The sequence below is a fragment of the Paenarthrobacter sp. NPDC089714 genome (assembly GCF_044748905.1).
Lineage (GTDB): Bacteria > Actinomycetota > Actinomycetes > Actinomycetales > Micrococcaceae > Arthrobacter.
The window spans coordinates 878126-891491 of record NZ_JBIVGX010000001.1 but is presented as its reverse complement, the minus strand read 5'-3'; the positions used below and the strand labels follow the sequence as shown (position 1 = coordinate 891491).

Below are 13366 nucleotides of genomic sequence, written 5' to 3'. Positions count from 1 at the left end.
AATGAGAACTCCTGTAGAACATATGACCGACGTACCATCTTAGCCTGATCACGCTTGAGGACTCAAACCGGCGCCGCGCATGCCAAGGGCTCGCGGCTACGGTGGGGAATCCTCCAGCATGGCGCTGTGAAGGCACGGGTTACAGACTACCCGTTGCGGGGCACTTCTGCCGGAGGCTCGCCCGCAAGGAGCCGCCTCAGGACGGATTTGGGAACGAAATCGGAAATATCGCCACCCAGGGCGTTGATTTCCTTGATCAGGGTGGAAGACAGGTGCACGTAATGTGCTTCAGCCGGAAGGAACACGGTTTCGACGCCGGAAAGTTGGCGGTTCATGGTGGCCATGGGCAATTCATAGTCGAAGTCCGAGGACGACCGGAGGCCCTTGACGATGGCCGAGACGCCACGGCGGCGGCAATACTCCGCCAGGAGCCCTTCGCCCATGGGCTCCACGATGATTCCACGCAACGACGCAAGGGTTTCGCGGGCCATCTCCATCCGGTCCTCAAGACTGAACCGGTATTTCTTGGCGTAGTTGGTGGACACGGCCACGATGACTTCATCGAACAACCCGGCGGCGCGGGCGATCACTTCGAGATGGCCGTTGTGAATCGGGTCAAAGGATCCTGGGCATACCGCGCGTCTCATGAGTCGAACCTACCCCAAAGCTTCACCGGGATACCATGGCTGACATGTCACCGGCAGGAAGCAGCGCACCAGTCCATACAAGTACTCCATGGCAGCGGGCGGCGACGGGCGCCAACCTGCTGGCGCCGGATGGGAAGCTCGGTGTAACGATCTTCGAGGAGATGACCACCTTGGCCATGTCCACGGGCGCCATCAACCTGGGCCAAGGCTTCCCCGACGAAGACGGACCCGCCGAAATGAAGGCCGCCGCGCAGGCCGCGATCACCGCAGGCGCCAACCAATATGCACCAGGGAAGGGCATCCCGCAATTGCGCGAATCCGTTGCCCAACACCAGGAGCGCTTCTACGGGCTGGCCCCCGACCCGCTCACCGAGGTGGTCATTACCACCGGAGCCACCGAGGCCATCGCCGCCTCGCTCCTGGCGTTCGTCCAGCCCGGCGATGAAGTCCTGACTTTCGAACCGTTCTACGACTCGTACGGCGCGATCATCGGCCTGACAGGGGCCAAGCACGTCACCGCTCCCCTGCTGGCCCCGGACTTCCAACCGGACCTTGACGCCCTGGAGCGCGCCTTCAGCCACCGCACCAAGGTGGTGCTCCTGAACAACCCCCACAATCCCATGGGTTCGGTGTTGACCCGCGAGGCACTGGCCAAGGTGGTGGAACTCGCCACGAAGTACGACGCCATCATTGTCAGCGACGAAGTCTACGAGCACTTGACCTTCGGGGTGGCCCATCTTCCGGTTGCCTCGCTGCCCGGCGCCGCCATGCGGACCATCACCATCTCCTCCGCCGGAAAGACCTTTTCTTTCACGGGATGGAAAATTGGCTGGCTGAGTGGTCCCGCGGAGCTGGTGGCGGCTGCCCGCACGGTCAAGCAGTTCCTCAGTTACAGCTCCGGCACACCCTTCCAAAGCGCAGTGGCGGTGGGGCTTGCGCTGCCGGACAGCTTCTACGCGGAGATCGCGGACACGTTGCAGCACAAACGCGACATCCTTGCCGACGGCCTCCGGGCCGCAGGTTTTGGGGTCTACATCCCCAGCGGAACCTATTTCATCAACGTGGACACGGCCCCCTTGGGAATCGGCGATTCAGTAGACCTGGCGCGACGACTCCCGGACCTGGTGGGCGTCGCTGCCATTCCGGTTCCGGTTTTCTGCCACGAGGAAGGAGCAGAACGTACCCGGAGCCTCCTGCGTTTCGCCTTCTGCAAGAAAACCGAAGTTCTGCAGGAAGCCGCGTCACGGCTCGCAACGTTGAAGGACCGGCTCTGAACCGCCCCGGCGGCAGCCACGGGGCGTCCCGCTTCCTCCGTGCAAGTGGCGTCCACGCCAGCATCGAGGCCGACACGCTGGTACCCGGCAGCTACATCCTCAGCATGGGCGGCGCCGAACAGTCCCACGTCAACCTCGCGAACCCTGCGGAGATCTTCTACGAGTACCTGCGGAGGATCGGCCATGTGGTGGATCTTGCAGCGGCCCCTGGAACGCCCATTTCCGCCCTCCATCTCGGCGCGGGGGCTTTGACGCTGGCCCGCTACATCCAGGCAACGCGTCCGGGCTCCGGACAGCACGCCGTGGAACTTGAACGGGAACTGCTGGACTTTGTCCTCCACCGGTTGCCCATGCCTGACGGGACACGGCTCACGACGCATATCGCGGATGCCCGTGCCGCCCTGGCGGAGCTGCCTGCTGAACTGCGTTTCGACGTCGTCATCCTTGACATCTTCTCCGGCCCGGACGCTCCGGCCCACATTGCGTGCACCGGCTTCTATGAAGAGGCGGCCCGACGGCTCAATCCGAACGGAGTGCTGATAGTGAATGTGGGCGACGAACCGGCGCTCACCCTGGTGCGCAGCCAGGTGAAAGCCATGCGGGAAGCGATGGCTGACGTTGCGGCCTTCGCCGAAACCGGGATGTTCGAGGGCCGGTATCCGGGAAACATCATCCTGGTGGGGACGCAAACAAGGTGGTCCCCGGCCTGGACGTCAGAGCTCCTGGCACGTGGCCCGCACCCTGCCACCGTGCTGACTGGCGTGGACCTGGACAAGATCTCCGGCTAGGCGGGTTCTTCCGGATGGGGCATTGCCGGATCCTCAGGCCGGTTCGGCAAACCAGAGCATGGTTTCGCCGTACTTCTTGTCGGCAAAACACTCCAGCGTTTCAGGCCACGTCGGTTCGGGACTCCTCGATGAGCGTTCCACCACCACCACGGCACCTTCGTCCAGGTGGGGCGCCAGCTTGGCCAGGACCGCACTGAGCGCCGGTTCCTCCAAGGGATAGGGCGGGTCGAGGAAGACCAAGTCCCACAATGCAGCCTCGCCGGCGCGTTCCAGGAAGGACTCCACCTTGGAACGGTGGACGGACACCTTCTTGCCGCCCAGGACCTGGTTGACCATATCCGCATTGCGCTGGCAGATGTCGCTGGCACGGCCATCGAATTCAACCAGTTCAACGCTCCGCGCTCCGCGGCTGGCACTTTCGATGCCCAAGGAGCCCGAGCCTGCGTAGAGGTCCAGCACCCGGGCGTCGTCAATCACGGCCAGCGACTCCAGCCGCGAAAAGAGCGCTTCCTTGACCCGGTCCGTCGTGGGCCTGGTTGCGGTACCGGGCACGCTGGTGAGCGGGTTCCCTCCGGCGACGCCGGCGATGACCCGGCTCATGCCAGGCCTCCGGGCACCGGCCGGGTTCCGCTGTTGCTAACCGCGCTCAAGGAACGCCTCCTTTTCGGGATTCAAGTACTCGTCAATGGCTGCAGCCAGTGCCGGCTGGCGATCCAGGGACGGATCCCCGGAAACCAAAGCCTGTGCATCCGCACGGGCGCGGGCAATCAGGTCCTCGTGTTCCAGGACGCGCAGTAGTTTCAGGGTGGAACGGCCGCCCGACTGCGAAGCCCCGAGGATGTCCCCCTCGCGCCGCAGCTTCAGGTCCTCCTGGGACAACTCGAAGCCATCGGTGGTGGACGCTACGGCATCCAGCCGGCGACGGCTGGGGTGCCCGGGTTCCAAGGTGGTGACCAGGAGGCACGTCCCGGGCAGCCCGCCACGGCCAACCCGGCCACGCAACTGGTGCAGCTGCGAGATGCCGAAGCGGTCGGCGTCGAGGATCACCATGAGGGTGGCGTTGTGGACATCGACGCCCACCTCGATCACGGTGGTGGAAACCAGCACTTTGGTTTCATTGGCCGCGAAGGAAGCCATGGTCTCCGACTTCAGCTGCGGATCCTGCCGCCCATGCAGCGGCGCCAGGGGCACACCTGCCAGCGACGGCTCTTCCAGGAGGCTTTCGACGACGGCTGTCACCGAGGCGAGTTCGCGCCCCGGCCCTTCCTCCGACAGTTCGGCGTCGGTAGGTTCCTTTTCTCCGGGGCTGAAGTCACCGTCGTCGTCCGAACCGATTTTGGGGCAGACCACATACACCTGGTGGCCGGCTTCCACTTCTTCCCGGGACCGCTTCCAAATCCGGTCCACCCATCCGGGGTTTTCCGCCAAGCCCACCACATGGGTGGAAATGGGAGCGCGGCCCGCGGGCAATTCATCAAGGATGGATGTCTCAAGATCGCCAAAGACCGTCATGGCGACCGTCCGGGGAATGGGCGTGGCAGTCATGACCAACAAATGGGGTGGCCTCAGCGCCTTGGCCCGCAGCGCATCGCGCTGTTCCACGCCAAAACGGTGCTGTTCGTCCACCACGATCAGGCCGAGGTCCTGGAAGCTCGTCTTGTCGCTCAAGAGGGCGTGCGTACCGATGACGATCCCGGCGTTGCCGGAGGCGGCGTCGAGCATGGCCTGTTTCCGTGCCGCGGTGGACATGGAGCCCGTCAGGAGTGTGACTTGGACTCCCTGCTGTCCGGAGTCCCCTCCGAGCATTCCGGCACCGCCGAACAATTGATCGCGTGCCAGCCCTCCCAGGGTCCTTCGAATGGAATCGAAGTGCTGGGCAGCCAGCACTTCCGTGGGAGCAAGCAGCGCCGCCTGGCCTCCGGCATCCACCACCTGGAGCATCGCCCGGAGGGCAACGATCGTCTTTCCGGAACCCACCTCTCCTTGCAGGAGGCGGTTCATGGGTGTGTCCCGCGCGAGCTCCTCCGACAGCGTCTTGCCCACCGCGGACTGGCCGGCAGTCAGGGTGAAGGGCAGGTTCCGGTCAAACTCCGCCAGCAGTCCCCCGGCAGCCGGACGACGGGCTGTCGCTTCTTCGGCAGCCAACTGTGCCCGCCGCCGGGCCAGGGCCGTTTGCAGGACCAGCGCTTCCTGGTACCGGAAGCGGGCCTGGGCCCGCTGCCAGTCCTTTGCAGTCTCCGGTGAGTGGATCAAGCGGTAGGCATCGGCCACGCTCAGCAGGCCATCCCTCGCCACGACGGATCCGGGGAGCGGATCGGCCAAAGCATCGAGGTCCAGGGTTTCCAGCAGCGCAGTGATGACCTTATGGATGGACCAGCTGGTGAGCTTGGCAGTGGCCGGGTAGACCGGGATGGGCATGGCTGCAAGCTTCCCGGGATCGATGGAGCCCTCGGCATCCGGATCTTCATCCAGCAGGAGGAAGTCCGGGTTGGTCAGGCCCAAGGCGCCGGCGTACCGTGTGACCTTTCCGGAGAACATGGCACGGCGGCCCTGCAACAGCTCGGCCTTGGCGCGGAACCCGTTGAAGAAACTGACCTTCAACGTGCCGGGGACATGGCTTCCGCCGGCCTCGTCAGTCACCACGATGTCAGTGATGGAACCACGGCGGGCACGCATCTGCCGGGTGCTGTTGGAGACTACCCGGGCAATCAGGGTCACTTCCTCATCGAGGGGAAGGTTGCTGATGGGCGTCAGTTCCCCACGGTTGAGGTACCTCCGCGGAAAATAGTTGAGCAGGGCGCCGGTGGTCCGCAGTCCAAGGTGCTTTTCAATGACAGCCGCGGAGCGCTTTCCGATCCTGCGTTCAAGCGGCAATTCCACTTCAGTCGTCATGCCCGCCCATTGCGTCACGCGGCAGGGCCAACTGGCTGACCGCGATGTCTGTGGGCTCCCCCAACGAACGGATGAGGGCCACGGCGGGTTCAGGATCGGGTACGTGGACATGGACCCGCCACCGGTAACTGGCATCCACCGGGGAATCGTCGTCGTCATCATCGCTCCGTGAGGCGCCGCCCACCTGGCTCATGATGACGGAGTCTCCCATTTCGTCCAGGCGCTGGCGCAGGATGGCAGCGTTCAAAGGCGAAAGCTCAATGGTGCACATGACCTCCACGCCGTCGTCGGCAGGCATGTGCTCGTGGATATGTGGATCCTGGAGTTTGTAGCCGTGCAAGCCGTCCAGAAGTTCGTCCTGCAACTCTTCACCGAGCACGGCCGAACGCAGGCAGTCCAGCACCAGGAGCATACCAACGCCCCCGGCATCCACCACCCGCGCTTCATGGAGCGGAGCGAGCTCGTCCTCGGTACGCACCACAGCCTGGTAGGCGGCCTCAACGGTGGCATCCAGTGCCAGGCCGAGGGCGTGGTTGCTGTCGTCGCCGTTCTGGGTGGCGTCCACGGCCTGTGCCGCATGCGCGGCCGCCTCCAGGACGGACAGCATGGTGCCGGATACCGGTTCGCTCAACGCGGACCAGGCCCGGATCTGCGCCCGGTTCAGGGCCGTGGCAAGCAACGGGGCGCTCAGCCTGGACTTGCCCGCCAGCGGCTCGGCCGCCGCGCAGAGGAAGACGGCGAAGAGTGTCCCCGAATTGCCCCTTGCCTGTTCCATGGCAGCCTGCCCGGCCCGGGCCAGCACGGAGCCAACGTCGTTTCCGGTGTCAGGGGACTCCGGGCCGTTACCCAGCGCGCCAGCCGCGGCGCGGACCGTGAGATACAAGTTGGTTCCGGTATCGCCGTCGGCGACGGGGAAGATGTTGATCGCATTGAGGCGGTCGCTGTGGTTGCCGAGGACCACCTCAGCCTTGCCGAGCCAACGCTTCATGGCGTGCGCATTCGCTGCGATCTTAGTCTGCAAAGTGATCCCATCCCACGGTGTCAGCAGCCTGCCCGGCAATCCGGACGCCGTCGCCTTGTGACCCGGCAACCGCCTGAACTGAGCCTATCGCAGTGAAGCCGTCAGGTAACTGGATATCTGCTGGGAAGGTGGCCAGCAAACCATGGTCCTCGCCACCGCCCACCACCCATGGCATGGGATCCTGGTCAAGCAACGCAGCGACGGGTACCAAGGCAGCGGCATAGCCCTTCAACGCCACGGGATCAAAGTCGAAGACGGCGTTACTCGCAGCGGCGAGCCGGCCGGCGTCGCGCATTAACCCATCCGAAATGTCCATCATGGCCGTGGCACCGGCACGGGCAGCCAGCGGTCCGGCAGCCAGGGGCGGGGTGGGCCGGCACTGGCTGTCCGCCAGGGACCGCTGCTCCGCGGTCCACTCGGTGACGGGAACGTGGCTCTCCAGCAGTGCCAGACCGGCAGCCGCGCGCCCCAGCGTCCCGGCCACCGCCACGACATCCCCGGCGCGGGCGCCCGAACGCAGCACGGGCTCCAGGCCACCCAGTGAACCCACGACGGCGACTGTCACCGCGATCTCCCGGCCACGGCCGAGGTCGCCACCGGACACCGAACAATCCGGTGCTCCGAGGGCAACGATGGCGGCGGTGAGACCGTCGGCGAAATCCTCCACCCAGGCCACCGGCGTTGCTGGTGGCATGGTGAGGCTGACCACCAAGGACGTCGCTTGGCCGCCCATCGCGTTGATGTCGCTCAAGTTCTGCGCGGCGGCCTTCCAGCCGACGTCGAAACCTGTTGTCCGGTAACCGCTGTTCCAGGCAAGGCGGAAATCCTGGTCCTGGGTCTGAGTATCGATGGAGATGAGGGTGCGGCCATCCGGAGCCGCCACCATGGCGGCGTCGTCCCCCGGCCCCAGGAGGATGCTGGCGCTGGTGTTCAAGCGCGGAAAAATCCGGGAAAGGAGCTGGGACTCGCTCACGTGGGCGACTGTCAATGGTTCAGCTGGCAACTGTTCTGCGGGCACGCTCCTACGCTATCGCGGGCAACCGACAGAATAATGCGGGATAGGCTGGACTGATGCACCGAAAGACCCTTCGCCGGACATCGGCGGCACTTGCCGTGTCCGGAATCGCCGCTCTTGCCTTGTCTGCCTGTTCCCCCGCCGTGGATGTCTCGCCGGCCGCCGACGCCGCCAATCCCGCATGCGCGCCCCTGATGGTGGCCCTTCCGGACAAGATCGGCGACGCGGCGTTGCGCAAGACCAACAGCCAGGCAACGGCGGCGTGGGGGGATCCTTCGCAGGTCATCCTGAGGTGCGGGGTGAACGTCCCGGGCCCCACTACCGACCGTTGCGTCAGTGTCAACGACATTGATTGGGTCATCAAGGAAGGCGATCCCTACTACACCCTGACCACGTACGGCCGGGAGCCAGCCACCGAAATCCTCATGGATCCGGACAAGATCAGTTCGGCCACGGTCCTGGCAGACCTTGCGAACGCAGCAGGCAAAATCAAGGCCACCCGACAGTGCGTGGGCCAGGAAGACCTGCAGGACCTGCCGTCCACCAAGTAGGGCGGCCGGCAGGTTCCCTTGTATCAGCAGAGCTTGGTGTGGATCAGCGGAGTCCGGTCTTGCGGGTCAGCGCCAACTGGATCAGTTCGTCGATCAGGTCACCGTAGGCGAGGCCTGAGGCGGCCCACATCTGCGGGTACATGCTCTTGGGCGTAAACCCGGGCATGGTGTTGATTTCGTTGATGATCAACTCGCCCGAAGGCGTGTAGAAGAAGTCCACCCGGCTGAGTCCTTCGGCTCCTACGGCGTCGAAGGCGACGGCGGCCAGTTCCCGGACCCGTGCAATGGCTTCCTCAGGCATGTCGGCCGGGCAGCTCAGGGCTGCTGCGCCATCATCGACGTACTTCGCGGCGAAGTCATAGAACTGGTGTTCTCCCGCGGCCACGGCGATCTCGCCGGGCATGGAGGTCCTGGGAGCATCCGTGCCGCGGCCCTGCAGCACGGCACATTCGATTTCGCGGCCCACAATGCCCGCTTCGATGACCAGCTTCAGGTCATGGCGGCGGGCCTCTTCGATGGCTGCGTCCAGCCCTTCCAGGGAATCGACCTTGGAAATGCCCATGGACGATCCCGCGCGGGCAGGCTTGACGAAGACCGGATAGCCAAGTTTGTCCACGCGCTTGCGTACGGCCTCGGCATCGGTGAGCCATTCACGGTCCGTCACGGCGACGTAGGGGCCAACCATCAGGCCGGCGGCCTCGAAGACCACCTTCATGAAATGCTTGTCCATGCCCACGGCCGATGCCAGGACTCCGGCGCCGACGTAACGGGTGTCCGAAAGTTCCAGGAGCCCCTGGACGGTCCCATCTTCGCCCCACGGTCCATGGAGCAGGGGAAAGACGACGTCCACGGAACCAAGCTCCTGGGGGACCGCGTTGGGCTCGGTCACCACAAGCTGGTGCGCTCCGCCGATCTCGGCCAAGGTGACGGTCTTGTCCGAGGCTGCCACCTCCGGCAGTGCTGCCGAGCTCAGGGACCACTGGCTGGTGTCCCCGGAAGCGAGGACCCATTGCCCGGACTTGGCGATGCCGATCGGCACAACCTCGTACTTGGTGGTGTCGATGGCCCCCATGACGCCGGCAGCCGTGACGCAGCTGACCGCGTGCTCGCTGGACCGTCCGCCAAAAAGGATGGCAACGCGGGGTCGCCGGCCTGCTGCGGGAGTGGTTACTTCAGTGGCCATCAGTAGTCGCCTTCGGACTTCAGTGCCCGGGCCAGCAGTCGCGGGCCCAGGTCATCAACGGACATCTTGCCTTCAAGGACCGCAACAACGGCTGCGGTGATGGGCATCTCAACATTCAATTTGCCGGCCAGTTCGTGCACGGCGGGGCCTGACTTGATGCCCTCGGCTGTTTGGGTCATGCGCTCCGAAACCTGCTCGAGGCTCAATCCTTCGCCCAGGAGCCGCCCTGCGGTGTGGTTCCTGGACAAGGCTGACGAGCAGGTGGCCACGAGGTCGCCGAGCCCGGCAAGGCCGGCCATGGTATGTGCCTCGCCGCCGAGCGCCAGGGCCAGCCGGGAGGTCTCCGCCAGGCCACGCGTGATAACGGAGGCCTTGGTGTTGTCCCCCATCTGCTTGCCCTCACAAATGCCCACCGCCAAGGCGATCACGTTCTTGACGATGCCGCCGATCTCCACGCCAACAACATCGGTGCTGGTGTACGGGCGGAAGTAGGGAGCAGTGCAGCACAGCGCGATGGCTGCGGCCGTTTCGGCGTCGCTGCAGGCAACCACGGATGCCGTCGGCTGTTCCCTGGCGATTTCCATGGCCAGGTTGGGTCCGGACACGACGGCCACGCGGGAAGCGGGGATCCCCAGCTCCTGGGCGATTACCTCGCTCATGCGGGCATCGCTGCCAAGCTCCAGTCCCTTCATGAGGGACACCACAACGGCGTTGGGTTCCAGCAGCCGCTTCCACTCCCCCAACTGGGGCCGGAGCGACTGCGCCGGGACTGCCAGGACCACCAGGCCCGCGCCCTGCAGGACTTCTGCCACATCGGTGGACGCCGTAACGCTGTGCGGTAGCCCGATGTCCTTCAGGTACTGTCCGTTGCGGTGCGATGCGTTGATGTCCGCGACGACTTCCGCGCGGCGGCCCCACACCTGGACGGTGCGGGTGGCGCCTGCGGCGGCCGCCGCGTCCGCGAGGACCTTGGCAAACGTGGTGCCCCATGAGCCTGCGCCCAGGACAGCTACCTTGTCCGGAGCGGGGATGGCAGGTTCAGGAAGGGTCATTTGCCGCCCTCGGATTCAGCGGGCCTGTCCTTGCCGGACTCGGCTCCGCGTTCAACAAACCGTCCGTGCTTGCTCTGTTGGTGGACAGCCGGATCCCAGCGCTGGGCCGGCGGCTCTTCACCGCGGAGCGTCGCCAGGAGTTCCGTCACCGCATCCATGATGACGTCGGTTGCCTCGGTCAGGGTGGTCCGGTCCATGGGCCGGTCCGCGAACGCACTCAAGTCAACGGGTTCCCCGATCAGGACCCGTACCGTTTTACGAGGGAAGATGTGGAAGCGCTTGGCGTACCGGGGAAAGACTTCATGGGCACCCCAGTGGGCCATGGGTACCACCGGAGCGCCTGTTTGCAGGGCCAGGCGGGCCGCCCCGGTGTGGCCCTTCATGGGCCACAGATCCGGATCCCTGGTCAGCGTGCCCTCCGGATAAATGATGATGGCGCCACCGGCGTCCACCACCTCTTTGGCCACCTGCAGCGAGCGGTTGGCACCCGCCGTCGAGCGCTCCACGGGGATCTGCCGGGTGGCCTTCAAGAGGGCACCCACCACGGGCGCCTTGAACAGCCCCGACTTCGCCAGGAAGTGCGGAGGACGTTTCTGGTTGTAGAGCATGTGGCCGATCACGATGGGGTCGATCTCGGTGCAGTGGTTCGGGGCTGCGATGAAGCCACCCGCGGGAAGTTTTTCCGTGCCCTCCCACTTCTTGGCCATCAGGATATTCATCAATGGACGCGCGATGCTTGCCAGCAACACGAACGTGGCACGGCTCTTGGCCGATTCCTTCAAAGGAGTCCCCTGCTACTTGGTGGTGGTGATATCGAAATCGGCGCCCAGGCCGGCGAGTTTTTCGGTGAAGCGCTCGTAGCCGCGGTTGATGATGTCAATGCCCGTGACCCGGGAAGTTCCCGTGGCTGCCAACGCGGCAATGAGATGGCTGAAGCCGCCGCGGAGGTCAGGGATGTCGATCTCGGTTCCGCGCAGCGGCGTGGGTCCGGAAATGACGGCCGAATGGAGGAAGTTGCGCTGGCCGAAACGGCACGGAACGCTGCCCAAGCACTCGCGGTGCACCTGGATGTTGGCACCCATGCGCGCCAGGGCGTCGGTGAAGCCAAAGCGGTTCTCGTAGACGGTCTCATGCACGATGGACACGCCTTCGGCCTGCGTCAGCGCCACCACGAGCGGCTGCTGCCAGTCGGTCATGAAGCCGGGGTGGACGTCCGTTTCCAGCACCAAGGGCGTGAGCTTTCCGCCGGGGTGGTAGAAGCGGATGCCGTCGTCGCCGATGTCCATTCCGCCGCCCACCTTGCGGTAGGTGTTCAGGAACGTCATCATGTCCCGCTGCGAGGCCCCTTCGACGAAGATGTCGCCACGGGTGACCAGCGCGGCTGAAGCCCACGACGCCGATTCGTTGCGGTCCGCGAGGGCGCGGTGGTTGTAGCCGCGAAGGTCCTTGACGCCCTCAATGCGGATGGTGCGGTCCGTCTGGACGCTGATGATGGCGCCCATCTTCTGCAGCACGGCAATGAGGTCGATGACCTCCGGTTCGGTGGCCGCACCGGAGAGTTCGGTGATGCCTTCCGCGCGGGTGGCGCTGAGGAGCACCTGTTCCGTGGCCCCAACCGAGGGATACGGCAGCGAGATCTTGGCGCCGTGGAGGCCATGCGGAGCGGAGATGTGGATGCCACCGGGGCGCTTCTCCACGACTGCGCCGAACTGGCGCAACACGTTCAGGTGGTAATCGATGGGGCGGTCGCCGATCTTGCAGCCGCCAAGGTCCGGGATGAACGCCTCACCGATCGCGTGGATCAGCGGCCCGCACAGCAGGATCGGGATCCGGGAATCCCCGGCGTGCGCATCGATGGCCGTGCTGGATGCCGTCTTGGCGTCCTTGGGGTCCAGCGTCAGGTCGCCCGTCGCGGCGTCCTTGGCCACGGTAACGCCGTGGAGCTGCAGGAGGCTGGTGACAACCTCCACGTCCTTGATCTCCGGCACGTTCCGCAGCACGGACGGCTCGCTGCCCAGCAGCGCCGCAACCATGGCCTTGGGTACAAGGTTCTTGGCCCCGCGCACGGTCACTCGTCCAGTCAAAGGGACCCCACCGCGGATTGTCAGAACACTACTCATCTATACCGGTTTCCTCACGACTACTCGCCCCCCATACTTTCAAAGGCTCCAGCTAAGCATAGAAGCTCGCGTTACCGAACCGAAATGCAACGGCTGCGCGGCGGGGATATCCCCGGCCTTGCGTGGGCCCATGAAAAAAGACCGGCAAGCCCTTCGGAAAGGGCTGTCCGGTCTTCTTTCGGGGTGTAAACCCACCCCTGGCGCTTGCCGCGCAGGCTTTAGCTTTTTGCGGGAAGCGTCGTCGGCTTGAAGGATGGCCGGGTGGCCTCGTACGCCGTGATGTCTTCTTCGTGCTGCAGGGTCAGGCCGATGTCGTCGAGGCCTTCCAGGAGGCGCCAACGGGTGTAGTCGTCAATCTCGAACGGTGCCACGACATTGCCGCATTCCACCGTCTTGGATACCAGATCCACCTTCACTTCGGCGCCCGGGCTGTTCTCCAGGACCTTCCAGATGAGTTCGATGTCGTCCTGGGCCACTTGGGCGGCCAGGAGGCCCTGCTTCCCGGAGTTGCCGCGGAAGATATCGGCGAAGCGGGAGGACAGGACGGCCTTGAAACCGTAATCCTTGAGCGCCCATACAGCGTGTTCGCGCGAGGATCCCGTACCGAAGTCCGGCCCGGCCACCAACACGGAGCCGGACGCGAAGGGCTCCTGGTTCAGGATGAAGGATTCATCCTTGCGCCATGCCGCAAACAAGGCGTCCTCAAACCCGGTACGGGTGATGCGCTTGAGGTACACAGCAGGGATGATCTGGTCCGTGTCCACGTTGCTCTGGCGCAGCGGGACGCCGATGCCGGTGTGGGTAGTGAATGCTTCCATGGGAA

The 13366-nt window shown here is 64.9% G+C and carries 13 protein-coding genes; 3 read left to right on the top strand and 10 right to left on the bottom strand.

What is annotated here, in order from left to right; all coding sequences use genetic code 11:
- Nucleotides 1–146 precede the first annotated feature (146 nt).
- The gene (gene coaD / locus ACIPY3_RS04305) at nucleotides 147–647 is read right to left on the bottom strand and encodes a pantetheine-phosphate adenylyltransferase (protein ID WP_400269087.1); all 501 of its coding nucleotides are present in this window, start codon (nucleotides 645–647) and stop codon (nucleotides 147–149) included.
- Between the two features lie 35 nt (nucleotides 648–682).
- On the opposite strand from coaD, the gene ACIPY3_RS04300 reads away from it, so the two are divergent.
- A complete protein-coding gene (locus ACIPY3_RS04300) occupies nucleotides 683–1921 on the top strand; it encodes an aminotransferase class I/II-fold pyridoxal phosphate-dependent enzyme (protein ID WP_400330459.1) in 1239 nt (412 codons plus the stop codon).
- Between the two features lie 104 nt (nucleotides 1922–2025).
- Nucleotides 2026–2709: a spermidine synthase gene (locus ACIPY3_RS04295; protein WP_400330455.1), complete on the top strand. Its 684-nt coding sequence runs from the start codon at nucleotides 2026–2028 to the stop codon at nucleotides 2707–2709.
- A 33-nt stretch (nucleotides 2710–2742) separates the two neighbouring features.
- Here ACIPY3_RS04295 and rsmD read toward each other — a convergent pair whose 3' ends face one another.
- The 4 genes from rsmD to thiL are packed head-to-tail and all read right to left on the bottom strand — an operon-like array spanning nucleotide 2743 to nucleotide 7625.
- Nucleotides 2743–3309, bottom strand: coding sequence for a 16S rRNA (guanine(966)-N(2))-methyltransferase RsmD (gene rsmD / locus ACIPY3_RS04290; protein ID WP_400330452.1), 567 nt, complete (start codon nucleotides 3307–3309; stop codon nucleotides 2743–2745).
- A 36-nt stretch (nucleotides 3310–3345) separates the two neighbouring features.
- Entirely contained in the window at nucleotides 3346–5601 is a 2256-nt protein-coding gene (locus ACIPY3_RS04285; RefSeq protein ID WP_400330450.1) for an ATP-dependent DNA helicase RecG, read from the bottom strand.
- Nucleotides 5591–6589, bottom strand: a complete 999-nt coding sequence (locus ACIPY3_RS04280) for a DAK2 domain-containing protein (RefSeq protein WP_400330643.1) — start codon at nucleotides 6587–6589, stop codon at nucleotides 5591–5593. Before ACIPY3_RS04280 ends, ACIPY3_RS04285 begins: the two co-directional genes overlap by 11 nt.
- Nucleotides 6590–6611: 22 nt before the next feature.
- Entirely contained in the window at nucleotides 6612–7625 is a 1014-nt protein-coding gene (gene thiL / locus ACIPY3_RS04275; RefSeq protein WP_400330641.1) for a thiamine-phosphate kinase, read from the bottom strand.
- Between the two features lie 68 nt (nucleotides 7626–7693).
- Here thiL and ACIPY3_RS04270 point away from each other — a divergent pair, with 68 nt between their 5' ends.
- Complete coding sequence (locus tag ACIPY3_RS04270) at nucleotides 7694–8188, top strand: DUF3515 family protein (RefSeq protein WP_400330447.1); 495 nt, start codon at nucleotides 7694–7696, stop codon at nucleotides 8186–8188.
- A 43-nt stretch (nucleotides 8189–8231) separates the two neighbouring features.
- Here the strand turns inward: ACIPY3_RS04270 and ACIPY3_RS04265 are convergent, their stop codons facing one another.
- The 5 genes from ACIPY3_RS04265 to leuD all read right to left on the bottom strand — a co-directional run bounded on the left by ACIPY3_RS04265 (nucleotide 8232) and on the right by leuD (nucleotide 13361).
- The gene (locus ACIPY3_RS04265) at nucleotides 8232–9371 is read right to left on the bottom strand and encodes a D-alanine--D-alanine ligase family protein (protein ID WP_400330444.1); all 1140 of its coding nucleotides are present in this window, start codon (nucleotides 9369–9371) and stop codon (nucleotides 8232–8234) included.
- The gene (locus ACIPY3_RS04260) at nucleotides 9371–10423 is read right to left on the bottom strand and encodes an NAD(P)H-dependent glycerol-3-phosphate dehydrogenase (RefSeq protein WP_400330441.1); all 1053 of its coding nucleotides are present in this window, start codon (nucleotides 10421–10423) and stop codon (nucleotides 9371–9373) included. Before ACIPY3_RS04260 ends, ACIPY3_RS04265 begins: the two co-directional genes overlap by 1 nt.
- Nucleotides 10420–11205, bottom strand: coding sequence for a lysophospholipid acyltransferase family protein (locus tag ACIPY3_RS04255; protein WP_400330435.1), 786 nt, complete (start codon nucleotides 11203–11205; stop codon nucleotides 10420–10422). Before ACIPY3_RS04255 ends, ACIPY3_RS04260 begins: the two co-directional genes overlap by 4 nt.
- A gap of 12 nt (nucleotides 11206–11217) precedes the next feature.
- Entirely contained in the window at nucleotides 11218–12543 is a 1326-nt protein-coding gene (gene murA, locus ACIPY3_RS04250; RefSeq protein ID WP_387436059.1) for a UDP-N-acetylglucosamine 1-carboxyvinyltransferase, read from the bottom strand.
- 218 nt (nucleotides 12544–12761) lie between these two features.
- A complete protein-coding gene (gene leuD / locus ACIPY3_RS04245; protein WP_400330433.1) occupies nucleotides 12762–13361 on the bottom strand; it encodes a 3-isopropylmalate dehydratase small subunit in 600 nt (199 codons plus the stop codon).
- Nucleotides 13362–13366: the final 5 nt, after the last annotated feature.